At 61.3% G+C, this 12,029-nt stretch carries 9 protein-coding genes; 8 read left to right on the top strand and 1 reads right to left on the bottom strand.

Annotated features, from left to right (window positions below):
- Positions 1–157: 157 nt before the first annotated feature.
- The 8 genes from ACJO3T_RS08470 to ACJO3T_RS08435 all read left to right on the top strand — a co-directional run bounded on the left by ACJO3T_RS08470 (position 158) and on the right by ACJO3T_RS08435 (position 10,818).
- Positions 158–628, top strand: a complete 471-nt coding sequence (locus ACJO3T_RS08470) for a PaaI family thioesterase (RefSeq protein WP_406964675.1) — start codon at positions 158–160, stop codon at positions 626–628.
- A gap of 11 nt (positions 629–639) precedes the next feature.
- Positions 640–1,074, top strand: a complete 435-nt coding sequence (locus tag ACJO3T_RS08465) for a PaaI family thioesterase (protein WP_406978437.1) — start codon at positions 640–642, stop codon at positions 1,072–1,074.
- Positions 1,075–1,227: 153 nt separating this feature from the next.
- Complete coding sequence (gene htpG / locus ACJO3T_RS08460) at positions 1,228–3,120, top strand: molecular chaperone HtpG (protein ID WP_406978289.1); 1,893 nt, start codon at positions 1,228–1,230, stop codon at positions 3,118–3,120.
- 165 nt (positions 3,121–3,285) lie between these two features.
- Positions 3,286–3,504: a DUF2835 domain-containing protein gene (locus tag ACJO3T_RS08455; RefSeq protein WP_406978288.1), complete on the top strand. Its 219-nt coding sequence runs from the start codon at positions 3,286–3,288 to the stop codon at positions 3,502–3,504.
- Between the two features lie 396 nt (positions 3,505–3,900).
- Entirely contained in the window at positions 3,901–6,072 is a 2,172-nt protein-coding gene (gene katG / locus ACJO3T_RS08450) for a catalase/peroxidase HPI (protein WP_406978287.1), read from the top strand.
- Positions 6,073–6,186: 114 nt separating this feature from the next.
- A complete protein-coding gene (locus ACJO3T_RS08445) occupies positions 6,187–7,152 on the top strand; it encodes a tRNA dihydrouridine synthase (protein ID WP_406978286.1) in 966 nt (321 codons plus the stop codon).
- Between the two features lie 152 nt (positions 7,153–7,304).
- The gene (locus ACJO3T_RS08440; protein WP_406978285.1) at positions 7,305–8,636 is read left to right on the top strand and encodes an acetyl-CoA C-acetyltransferase; all 1,332 of its coding nucleotides are present in this window, start codon (positions 7,305–7,307) and stop codon (positions 8,634–8,636) included.
- A gap of 52 nt (positions 8,637–8,688) precedes the next feature.
- Positions 8,689–10,818 carry a 3-hydroxyacyl-CoA dehydrogenase NAD-binding domain-containing protein gene (locus tag ACJO3T_RS08435; protein WP_406978284.1) on the top strand — a complete coding sequence of 710 codons (2,130 nt, stop codon included), beginning with the start codon at positions 8,689–8,691 and terminating at the stop codon, positions 10,816–10,818.
- Positions 10,819–10,842: 24 nt separating this feature from the next.
- On the opposite strand, the gene ACJO3T_RS08430 is transcribed toward ACJO3T_RS08435, so the two are convergent.
- Positions 10,843–11,802 (bottom strand): AraC family transcriptional regulator, encoded by a 960-nt coding sequence (locus ACJO3T_RS08430; protein ID WP_406964685.1) that lies wholly within the window; start codon positions 11,800–11,802, stop codon positions 10,843–10,845.
- Positions 11,803–12,029: the final 227 nt, after the last annotated feature.

Below are 12,029 nucleotides of genomic sequence, written 5' to 3'. Positions count from 1 at the left end.
AACGGAACATTGTCAATGATAACGGAATCTGTAGCTGGAGCTAGTGTCCGTCTGGGTAATTCGTTGACCTACTGCGGGATACCAGGGGCAATGTTCAGGGGAAACCTGAAATGGGGTATGATCCCGGCGCGTTTTTCCGGTAAATCACAGGACTGCTATGACTGACAAAGACCTCGCGGACCGTGTCGAACGGTTCATCAACACCCTGAACCAGGCCCGGGAACTTGGCCTGACCGTGGTGGATGCCGCCCCGGGGCAACTGACGCTGAGCCTGCCCTACAGCGAACGGATCATCGGTAATCCGGAAACCGGTGTGATCCATGGTGGCGCCATCACCACGCTGATGGACACCACCTCCGGTTCGGTGATGATCTGTGGCCTGGACGATTTCGAGCTTTGCCCCACGCTGGACCTGAGGGTGGACTACATGCGCCCGGCGGAACCGGGCAAGCCGGTCCATGCCCGGGCGGAGATCCGCAAGATGACCCGCAACATCGCCTTCACCCGCTGCGAGGCTTTCCAGGAAGACGGTGAAGTCGTTGCCACCTGCGTTGGTACCTTCATGCGTATCGGCAAGGAGGCGACGCCCAAGGCCTTCCGTGACATGATCGCCGGGGTAGAGCAATGAACGGTACCTCAATGAACATGGCAGAGGTGCTGCGGCAAACCCGCGAAACCGGTAATTTCACTCCGTTGCTTGAAAGCATCCCTTACGCCGGCTACATCGGCCTCCAGTGCGAACGCTTCGGGGATGACCTGATCTTCCGCCTGCCCCGAAAGGACTCCAACCTGGGCAACCCGCTGCTGCCGGCCATCCACGGCGGCGTGATCGGTGGGTTCATGGAAGTGTCCGCCGCCATCTACCTGATGATGTCCCAGGACACCTTCCGGGTGCCCCGGATCGTGGACTTCTCCCTGGACTACCTGCGCGCCGGCCTGGACCGGGAGACCTACGCCGAGTGCCACCTGACCCGCCAGGGCAACCGGGTGGCCAACGTGATGATCAATGCCTGGCAGAAATCCCGCCGGGAGCCCATCGCCACCGCACGGGCGCATTTCCTTCTGGACCAGTAACGTCGGACGTCATCGCCCAATCATAAGCCTTGAAAAGCCCCGCCGGGCCCCCAAATTTAGCTCCACGTAATGGTTAACCGCGCCGTTTGCCCTGACTGAGGCAGGCGGCGCCTGTCGTATTCGTGTGTACAAGAAAGCAGGAGACACCCCACCATGACGGTTGAAACCCGCAAAGAAACCCTTGGCTTCCAGACCGAGGTGAAGCAACTGCTTCAACTGATGATCCACTCCCTGTACTCCAACAAGGAAATCTTCCTGCGGGAGCTGATCTCCAACGCGTCCGACGCGGAAGACAAGCTGCGCTTCGCGGCCCTGAAGGACGACAGCCTGTACGAGGGCGATCCGGACCTGAAGATCCGCCTGGACTACGATGCCGAGGCCGGCACCGTCACCCTGGCCGACAACGGTATCGGCATGACCCGGGACGACATCATCCAGAACCTGGGCACCATCGCCAAATCCGGCACCGCCGAATTCCTCAAGCAGCTCTCCGGCGACGAGAAGAAGGACAGCAAGCTGATCGGCCAGTTTGGCGTCGGTTTCTACTCCGCCTTCATCGTGGCGGACCGGGTGGAAGTGTTTACCCGTCGTGCCGGCAGTGACAAAAGCGAAGGCGTGCACTGGGAGTCCAGCGGTGATGGCGAGTTCACCATCGAGAACGTGGATCTGGACAACCGCGGCACCCGCATCGTGCTGCACCTGAAGAAGGACGAGAAGGACTTTGCCGACGGCTGGCGCCTGCGCAACCTGGTGAAGAAGTACTCCGACCATATCTCCTTCCCGGTCATCATGAAGGTCGAGTCCGAGGAAGAGGAGAAAAAGGACGAGTACGAAACCGTCAACGACGCCACCGCCCTGTGGACCCTGCCGCGTACCGAGATCAAGGACGAGGAGTACAAGGAGTTCTACAAGCACATCGCTCACGACTTCGAGGACCCGCTCACCTGGTCCCATAACAAGGTGGAGGGCAAGCTCGACTACACCAGCCTGCTGTACATCCCCAAGCGGGCGCCCTTCGACCTGTACAACCGTGAAGCGCCCCGTGGCCTGAAGCTCTACGTGCAGCGGGTGTTCATCATGGACGACGCCGAGCAGTTCCTGCCCCTGTACCTGCGCTTCACCAAGGGTGTGATCGACTCCAACGACCTGTCCCTGAACGTGTCCCGGGAAATCCTGCAGAACGACAGCACCGTGGAATCCATCCGCAACGCCATGACCAAGCGGGTGCTGGACATGCTGTCGAAGATGGCCAAGAAGACCCCGGAGGACTACCAGACCTTCTGGAACGAATTCGGCTCCGTGCTCAAGGAAGGCCCGGCGGAAGACTTCGGCAACCGCGAGAAAATCGCCGGCCTGCTGCGCTTCGCCTCCACCCACACCGGCGAGAGCACCCAGGACGTGTCCCTGGACGACTACATCGGTCGCATGAAAGAAGGGCAGAACAAGATCTACTACATCACCGCCGACAGCCATACGGCAGCTAGCAGCAGCCCCCACCTGGAAGTCTTCCGCAAGAAGGGCATCGAGGTACTGATCCTCTCCGACCGTATCGACGAGTGGATGATGGGTTACCTCAACGAATACGACGGCAAGCAACTCCAGGACGTGGCCCGTGGCGACCTGGACCTGGGCGAGGTGGAAACCGAGGACGACAAGAAGCAGCAGGAAGAGGCCGAAAAGGAACATGAAGGCCTGCTGGAACGCCTCAAGGCCGCCCTGCAGGACCGTGTCCAGGAAGTGCGCGTCACCAAGCGCCTGACCGACTCACCGGCCTGCCTGGTGGTGGGTCAGTTCGACATGGGCAATCAGATGAAGAAGATCATGGAAGCCGCCGGCCAGAAGGTACCGGACAGCAAGCCCATCTTTGAAGTTAACGTGGACCACCCGCTGGTCCAGCGCCTGGAAAGCGAGAAGGGTGACGAACGCTTCAGCGAACTGTCCGCCGTCCTCTTCGACCAGGCCACCCTAGCCAGCGGGGAACAGCTTAAAGACCCGGGTGCGTATGTGAGTCGGCTTAACCGGTTGTTGTTGGAGCTTTCAAACTAGCCCTGGATAGTTAAGGGTTTCCCCGTGATTCAGGGGTGCGACTCGGGATTATTTTATGGGACCTTCAAAAACATGGACGTTCTTGAAGAGCCTACAGGGACGTATTCACGGCGTGTCCCATAAAATGATACCGAGTCGCACCTGCCACCCAACGCAAGAAAAACCATGCAAGAAATCATCGTGGACATCCAGATCGGACCGGAAGAGTGGATCAAGCTCTATAACGGGGCGGCCAAGGATGTCCACACCACGGCCCGGGACGGACGCTCCGTCCGCTTCCCGGCCCGCATCCTCTCCCGCTTCTACCTCCGTGATGGCATTCACGGCAGCTTCCGCATCCTGTTCGACGACCAGGGCAAGTTCGCCTCCATTGAACGACTGTAATAGCCGGTCGCTATCCCACCCGTCATCCTGACTGTTATCGATAAATAAAAGCTTTCAGGAAGTTACTTTTAATCAATTTCATCTCTTGATGGTCCGCGGGCTATGGTGTGGTCGTACCGATCGGGAAGGAGTTGAGCCATGTCAGTTATCCAAGCGAAAGCGGTTGCCCCCTGGAAAGAGACGCTGACCATCCTGGTAAGTTACTGGGGCAACTATGCCATGGCCCAGTAACAACCTGACGGGAACCCAGCAACTCATGGAGCACCATAGCCATCCGCTATAACGGTGTTAGAAAAGCTTCAAGTCAATCAGGAAGCAGGCGCCCGAGGATGACCTATATTAAGGAGTGCTCTTGCCAAAGATGCCCTTTGCCAATGCAGTAAACAGGAGAGACCGATGACAGATAATAACAGTGGCGGTAAATGCCCCGTCATGCACGGTGGTAGCACTTCAGCAAGCCAGAACAACACCGCCTGGTGGCCGGAAGGTCTGAACCTCGACATCCTGCACCAGCATGACCGCAAGACCGACCCGATGGGGGAGGACTTCGACTATCGCGAGGAAGTCCGCAAACTTGACTTCGAGTCCCTCAAGAAAGACATGCACGCGCTGATGACCGACAGCCAGGACTGGTGGCCGGCCGACTGGGGGCACTATGGCGGCCTGATGATCCGCATGGCCTGGCACGCGGCCGGCAGTTACCGGCTTGCCGATGGCCGTGGTGGCGGCGGTACCGGCAACCAGCGCTTTGCACCGCTCGCCTCATGGCCCGACAACGTCAGTCTCGATAAGGCACGTCGTCTGTTGTGGCCGATCAAGAAGAAGTACGGCAACAAAATCAGTTGGGCCGATCTGATGATCCTGGCGGGCAATGCTGCCTATGAAACCATGGGCCTGAAGACCTTCGGTTTCTCCTTTGGCCGCGAGGATATCTGGCACCCCGAGAAAGACGTCTACTGGGGAGCGGAAAAGGAGTGGCTGGCGCCATCCGACGAGCGTTACGAGGACGTGGCAGATCCCAGCACTATGGAAAATCCGCTGGCGGCGGTTCAGATGGGCCTGATCTATGTGAATCCGGAAGGCGTCAACGGCAACCCGGATCCGCTCAAGACCGCCGAGCAGGTGAGAGAGACCTTTGCCCGCATGGCCATGAACGACGAGGAAACCGCTGCCCTGACAGTGGGTGGCCACACCGTTGGCAAGTGCCACGGTAATGGTGACGCCGAAGCCCTCGGACGGGAACCGGAAGCCGCCGACGTCGAACAGCAAGGCTTCGGCTGGCACAACCCCAACATGAGCGGCAGGGCCAGTAACGCCGTAAGCTCTGGTATTGAAGGCGCCTGGACCAAGGAGCCCACCAAGTTCGACATGGGGTACTTCGACATGTTGCTGGACCATGAGTGGGAACTCCGTAAGAGTCCCGCCGGAGCCCAGCAGTGGGAGCCTGTCGACATCAAGGAAGAAGACAAGCCCGTGGACGCCAGTGATCCGTCCATCCGCCACAACCCGATCATGACCGATGCCGACATGGCCATGAAGATGGACCCGACCTATCGCGCGATTCTGGAGGATTTCCGTAAGAATCCCGAAAAATTCCAGAATGCCTTCGCTCGGGCGTGGTTCAAACTGACCCATCGGGACATGGGTCCGAAGCCGCGTTACATCGGCCCGGAAGTGCCGGACGAAGACCTGATCTGGCAGGATCCGATCCCGGCAGGTAATACCAACTACGTCGAGGAAGTGGTCAAGGAAAAGATCGCCGACAGTGGTCTGTCCATTGCCGAAATGGTCAGCACCGCCTGGGACAGTGCCCGCACCTACCGTGGCTCCGACATGCGCGGTGGCGCCAACGGGGCCCGTATCCGCCTTGCGCCCCAGAAGAACTGGCAAGGCAACGAGCCCGAGCGCCTGGCCAAGGTGCTTAAGGTCTATGAGCAGATCTCCGCCGACACCGGTGCCAGCGTTGCTGACATTATTGTGCTCGCTGGCAGCGTGGGTATCGAGAAAGCCGCGAAGGCCGCGGGCCACGATATCCGCGTGCCTTTCCTCAAAGGCCGCGGTGACGCCACCGACGAGATGACCGATGCGGAGTCCTTCGATCCGCTGGAGCCGCTGGCGGATGGCTTCCGCAACTGGCTGAAGCAGGACTATGTGGTCAAGCCGGAGGAAATGCTGCTGGACCGCGCCCAGCTCATGGGCCTGACCGCCCCGGAGATGACCGTGCTGATCGGTGGCATGCGTGCCCTGGGCGCCAACTATGGCGGTACGAAGCACGGTGTGTTCACCGACCGTGAAGGCCAGTTGACCAACGACTTCTTTGTCAACCTGACCGACATGGCCTACGCCTGGAAGCCGACCGGCAATGGTCTCTACGAGGTCCGTGACCGGAAGACTGACCAGGTGAAGTGGACGGCCACCCGGGTGGACCTGGTGTTCGGTTCCCACTCCATCCTCCGGGCCTACGCCGAGGTGTACGCCCAGGACGACAACGAAGAGAAGTTCGTGAAGGACTTCGTGGCCGCCTGGACCAAGGCCATGAACAACGACCGCTTCGACGTCCAGTCCTGAAACTGACCCGGCGCCCTTCGGGGCGCCGGTTTTCCCGCCTGTTCACACTCCCCGAATTGCCTTACAATCCGTTCCCGTTCATTTCCTGACCATCGACCCCTATCGGGAGCATCCATGCGAATCATTCTGGCCCCCATGGAAGGCCTGGTTGACGCCCCCATCCGGGAAACCCTGACCGGAGTCGGAGGGATCGATCGCAGTGTGACCGAGTTTATCCGGGTCACCCATGGCATGCTGCCGCCACGAATCTTCTACAAGTACGCCCCGGAACTGCACCATGGCTGCGTGACCCGGGCGGGTACGCCGGTGGCTATCCAGTTGCTGGGTTCCAACCCGGAGATGATGGGGCGGCACGGTGTTCGCGCCGTGGAACTGGGGGCGGGGCAGGTGGATATCAATTTCGGCTGCCCCGCCAAGACCGTCAACAAACACAAGGGCGGCTGCGTGCTGATGCGCGAACCCGAGTTGATGCACAACATTACCGCCGCCGTCCGCCGGGCCGTGCCGGAGCACATTCCGGTCACCGCCAAGATGCGCCTTGGCTATGACGACCGCTCCATGGGCATCGCCTGTGGCCAGGCCCTGCAGGAAGCCGGTGCCGCCGAACTGGTCATCCATGCCCGCAGCAAGGTGGATGGTTACCGACCGCCGGCGTACTGGGAGGAGATCGCCCGGGTGAGGGAGGTGCTTGATATCCCGGTCATCGCCAACGGTGAAATCTGGACCGTGGAGCAGTACTGGCGCTGCCGGGACATCTCCGGTTGTGACGATGTCATGATCGGCCGGGGCCTGATTGCCCGCCCGGACCTGGCCCGGCGGATCAGGGCCAGCCAGGCAGGGGAGCAGGTTGTGCCCATGACCTGGCCCGAAGCCGTCGCGTTGATCGAGGATTACGCCGCCGCCCTGCAAACCCGTCTTGAGGACCGCTTCGTCACCGGTCGCATCAAGCAGTGGCTCAGTTACCTGCGCCTGGGTTTCACCGAAGCCGAGCAACTGTGGCCCCGAGCCCGGAAGCTCCGGGAAGTTGCCCCCATGCTGGCCTGCCTTGGCGCCTCAGGTAGTGACCGCAAAGTTGCCTGATCCTTCTCTGTCCTTATCGTAACCTTCGCCGAAGCTTTGGTCGTTATTGAGGTTTTACCGTAAACCCTGCCCCGGTGCCCTTGAAGTTATGGCGGCCCGGGTCAAGGGTGTTGGGTAGACAACCCGTTTGTCCAGCCGACGGAGGTAAGCCGATGACCACCAGCACGGTAACAGAACGCTCCACGTCCAACTCCTCTCCCGAGCGGCGCAAGGTCTATCTCGTGGATGGCGCCAGAACCCCGTTCCTGAAGGCCAGGGGCCGGCCGGGGCCATTTTCGCCGGTAGACCTGGCGGTGCAGTGTGGTCGCCCCCTGCTGATGCGCCAGAACATCCCCGCCGACGCCTATGACCAGGTGATCCTGGGCTGCGTGAATGTGGTTCCGTCAGAGATGAACCCGGCGCGGGTGGCGGCTCTGAGGCTGGGCATGGGGGAGGCCATGCCCGCCTTCACGGTACAGATCAATTGCGGTTCGGGAATGCAGTCCCTGGATACCGCCTACAAGTACATCCGCGAGGGCAGTTCCGATCTCATCCTGGCCGGGGGCACCGAAGCCCTGAGCCATGCGCCTATGGTGCTGGGACGGGATGCGGTGGACTGGCTGGCGGACCTCAACAGCGCCTCATCGCCCCAGGACTACGCCCGTCAGGTGGCCGACTTTTCCCCCACCGACTTCAAACCCCAGATCAGCCTGGAAAAGGGCCTGACCGACCCGGTGGTGGGCCTGAGCATGGGCCAGACTGCAGAAGTGCTGGCCCAGCAATTCAACATCAGCCGGGAAGCGGCGGACCGGTACGCCGTCACCAGCCATCAGCGCCTGGCCAGGGCCGTGGACGAGGGCTGGCTGGAGGGCGAGGTTATTCCGGCGGTGGCACCGGACGGCACCCTCCACCAGCACGACGACGGGGTGCGGCCCGACACCTCGGAGGATGCTCTGGCGGGACTCAAGCCGGTGTTCGAACCGCCCTACGGCAAGGTCACCGCCGGTAACAGCTCCCAGGTCACCGATGGCGCCAGCTGGATGATCCTGGCTTCCGAAGAGGCCGTGAAAAAGTACGGCCTTGAACCCAAGGCCGTGATTGTGGACAGCGAATGGTCCGCGCTGGATCCGAAGATCATGGGCCTGGGCCCGGTGCTTAGCGCCAGTGCCATCCTTAAACGCCATGGCAAGGGTCTGAACGATATGGACCTGTGGGAAATCAACGAGGCCTTTGCCGCCCAGGTGTTGGCCTGCCTGGAGGCCTGGGAGGACGAGGAGTTCACCCGGGCGGCCCTGGACCTGGATGAGCCCCTGGGGCGACTGGACCGGGAACGGCTGAATGTGGACGGCGGCGCCGTGGCCATCGGTCACCCGGTCGGCACCAGCGGTAACCGTATCGTCCTGCACCTGATGAACGCCCTTCGCCGCAAGGGCCTGAAACAGGGTATGGCCACTGAATGTATTGGCGGCGGACAGTCCGGCGCCATGATGATTGAAGCGCTGTAGCCGCTGTTCCATTCGTTTTCCGAAAAGCCCCTTGCAGGGAAAGGAGGACACCATGACCGGTCACATTCTTCAGATACTGGCCACCCGTGAGATGGAAAGGGGGCCGGAGCAGCCAACGGATAGCGCGGAATGGAGCCACTGGAAGCTGGCCCTGGACCAGCAGGGTGTTGCCTGGCTGACCTTCGACAAAGAGGATGCCTCTGCCAATGTGGTTTCCACGGAAGTGCTGGAAGAACTGGAAGCCGTCCTGCAACGTCTCGATCAGCAGCGCCCCGAAGGCCTGGTGATTCGATCCGTCAAGGCCAGCGGTTTCTGCCTGGGCGCCGATATTGGCGAGTTCAGTCAGTTGGAGTCCCGGAACGAAGCCGCTGAAAAACTTGCCCGGGCCCATGAAGTGGTCAATCGCCTGGAACAGGCACCCTATACCACCGTGGCGGTGATCCACGGCTCCTGCCTGGGTGGCGGTCTGGAACTGGCGCTGGCTTGCGACTACCGCCTGGCGATCCCCGGGGCCAAACTTGGTTTCCCGGAAGTGAAGCTGGGGCTGCACCCCGGGCTCGGGGGCACCGCCCGGCTGACGCGCCTGATTGACCCCATGGAAGCCATGACCCTGATGCTCACCGGCAAGACGGTTCCCCACCAGAAGGCCCGCAGGCTTGGCATTGTCGATCAGGTGGTGGAGGAACGTCATGTGGCGGCTGCGGTTGCCGCCGCCGTGAAAGGTGATATCGATCCCGCCGGCCATGGGTTGCGGGGCCGGGTGCTCAGTAGCGGGCCAGCAAGGCAGTTGGAAACCCGCCAGATGCGGTCAAAAAGTGCCGAGAAGGCGCCACCGGAACACTACCCGGCGCCGGAAGCCCTGATTCGCCTGTGGGAAAAGCATGGGGGTGACGACGATGCCATGCTCCGCGCGGAGGTGGACTCCTTTGCCGACCTGCTGATGACCGAAACCTCCCGCAACCTGGTGAGGGTCTTCTTCCTGCAGGAAAAAATGAAGGGCCTGACCCGTACCGATGCGGAACCGGTCCGTCATGTCCACGTGGTGGGCGCCGGCGAGATGGGGGCGGACATCGCCGGCTGGTGCGCGTTCAATGGCTTGTCCGTCACCCTGTTTGATATGGAACCGGAAAAGGTCGCCAAGGCGGTTGGCAAGCTATCGGGCTTGTGCGACCGGAAGCACCGCTCACCCGACCAACGCCGGGAGATCCTCGATCGCCTGATCCCCGACTTCGGCAATAACGGGGTTGAACATGCGGATCTGGTGCTGGAGGCGGTACCCGAGAAGGTGGAGATCAAGCAGAAGGTGTACGAAGAGGCCGAGGCGCGAATGAAGGATTCCGCCATCCTGGCCACCAACACTTCCAGCATTCCCCTGGAAACCCTCCGGGACAAGCTCAAGGAGCCCGGTCGGCTGGTGGGCCTGCACTTCTTCAATCCGGTGGCCATGATGCCGCTGGTGGAAGTGGTGAGCCATGACCAGGTGGACCAGGACCTGGTCCACCGGGCACTGGCCTTTACCGGCCAGATCGACCGCCTGCCGGCACCGGTGACCACGGCCCCAGGGTTCCTCGTCAACCGTGTGCTGACGCCCTACCTGATGGAAGCCATGGTCATGCTGGATGAAGGCATTGCCGCTGAAACCATCGACCGGGAAGCGGAAAAGTTCGGCATGCCCGTGGGACCGGTGGAACTGGCCGACCAGGTGGGACTGGATATCTGCCTCAGCGTGGCGACTATGCTCCGCGACCGGCTGGACACACCGATGCCACCTCCGCCGGCATGGCTTGAAGAGATGGTGGAAAACGGTGACCTGGGCCGGAAGACTGGCAAGGGGTTGTATCACTGGAAAAAAGGCAAGGCGGAAAAGGAAGACAAGGTGCCCAGCGCACCGAAGGACACCCTCGACCGCCTGCTGCTGCCCATGCTTAATGCCTGCCGGGCTTGCCTTAGGGAGGAGGTTATCGACAACGAGGACCTGGCAGACGGCGCCATGATCTTTGGCACCGGCTTCGCCCCGTTCCGGGGAGGTCCCATGGCCTATGCCCACCGGCGGGGAGCCGAGGATATCCGCCGCACTCTCGACACCTTGGCGCAACGCTATGGTGACCGGTTCAGTCCCGACCCCGGCTGGCCCCGGGACGACACCAGCGAGACCGAAGGTGTCCCCAGGCAGGCGAGCTGATCGCCCGCCTGCCTGGGTAGGACATCAGGCCGGCTCCGTGGCCTGTCCCTGACCCCTGAGCTGGACAACGTCGGCACGGGGTGGGGCACCGAACATGCGGCTGTACTCCCGGCTGAAATGGGACGGACTCTCATAGCCGACCCGATAGCTGGCAGTGGCAGCTTCCAGGCCCTCTGCCAGCATCAGCCGCCTCGCCTCGTGCAGGCGGAGTTTCTTCTGGAATTGCAGGGGCGACATGCGGGTCACCTGCTTGAACGTGTGGTACAGGGTGGATTCGCTCATGTTGACGGTCCGGGCCAGCTCACGAACCCTTAAAGGCCGATCGTAACGATCCTTCAGTGCCGAGATGACCCGGGAAATCCGGTGTGCCTGGGAGTCGGTGGCGGCAAACTTGCGCATGCGCGGCCCCATTTCCCCCATCAGGCTCCGGTAGATAATCTCCCGTCGGGCCAGGGGTGCGAGCACGGGAATGTCCGCCGGAGTATCCAGTAACCGCAGCAGCCGGTAGAGGGAATCCTGCATGGCCTCATCCATGGGTGACATGCACAGGCCGCATTCCACTTCGCTACAGATATCGCCGGCGTCATACCTGGGTACCTTGTCGCCCAGTTCCAGCAGCAGGTCCGCCACTTCCTCGGGCGGTACGGTCAGTTTTGCCGCCAGATAGGGGAGCTCGGGGGTGGCGTGCTCCACCCGCCCCAGTACCGGCAGGTGAACGGAGCTGGCCAGGTAGGTCAGGGGAGTGTACTCGATCCGCCGGTCACCGAACTCTATGGTCTTGGTGCCCTGAATGACGAAACACAGGGACGGTTCGTACACCGAAGAAGCGCAGCTGGTGGGCTGGTCACTGCGGATCAGCTCCACGCCTTCGATGGCGGAATCCTGTATACCCTGCTGGTTGGTCCATTGGCTGACCACACGTGCCAGCTGTTGTTGGGTAGTGCTAATGGGGCGGGTGGAAAATCCGGGCATGATGGCAGTCATTCGGCGCTCCTCCTTGTCGGCGGAAGTATAATCCTTCGCAGCCTGAATCGTACGTTTATTCAGGTACCCTTGCAGGATCAGGCAATCAACAGACAGAAATCGGCAACCCGTTCCTCCCCCCCCGTCCCAGCCATCAACGGGTAAGTGAAATGTGAAACAGGACTGCAACCGTACATTCACTATAACGGTTTTTCCCACCATTCAGCCCGGTTTTCATTACTGACAAG

The organism is Marinobacter shunpengi (assembly GCF_045449715.1).
Lineage (GTDB): Bacteria > Pseudomonadota > Gammaproteobacteria > Pseudomonadales > Oleiphilaceae > Marinobacter.
Note: the sequence above shows the minus strand (reverse complement) of the source record. Positions and strands in the feature narration are given on the sequence as shown.

Excerpts from the sequence above, each read along its gene's own strand:
- ACJO3T_RS08470 (WP_406964675.1), top strand. The coding sequence starts at position 158 with ATGACTGACAAAGACCTCGCGGACCGTGTCGAACGGTTCATCAACACC.
- ACJO3T_RS08465 (WP_406978437.1), top strand. The coding sequence starts at position 640 with ATGAACATGGCAGAGGTGCTGCGGCAAACCCGCGAAACCGGTAATTTC.
- htpG (WP_406978289.1), top strand. The coding sequence starts at position 1,228 with ATGACGGTTGAAACCCGCAAAGAAACCCTTGGCTTCCAGACCGAGGTG.
- ACJO3T_RS08455 (WP_406978288.1), top strand. The coding sequence starts at position 3,286 with ATGCAAGAAATCATCGTGGACATCCAGATCGGACCGGAAGAGTGGATC.
- katG (WP_406978287.1), top strand. The coding sequence starts at position 3,901 with ATGACAGATAATAACAGTGGCGGTAAATGCCCCGTCATGCACGGTGGT.
- ACJO3T_RS08445 (WP_406978286.1), top strand. The coding sequence starts at position 6,187 with ATGCGAATCATTCTGGCCCCCATGGAAGGCCTGGTTGACGCCCCCATC.
- ACJO3T_RS08440 (WP_406978285.1), top strand. The coding sequence starts at position 7,305 with ATGACCACCAGCACGGTAACAGAACGCTCCACGTCCAACTCCTCTCCC.
- ACJO3T_RS08435 (WP_406978284.1), top strand. The coding sequence starts at position 8,689 with ATGACCGGTCACATTCTTCAGATACTGGCCACCCGTGAGATGGAAAGG.
- ACJO3T_RS08430 (WP_406964685.1), bottom strand. The coding sequence starts at position 11,802 with ATGACTGCCATCATGCCCGGATTTTCCACCCGCCCCATTAGCACTACC.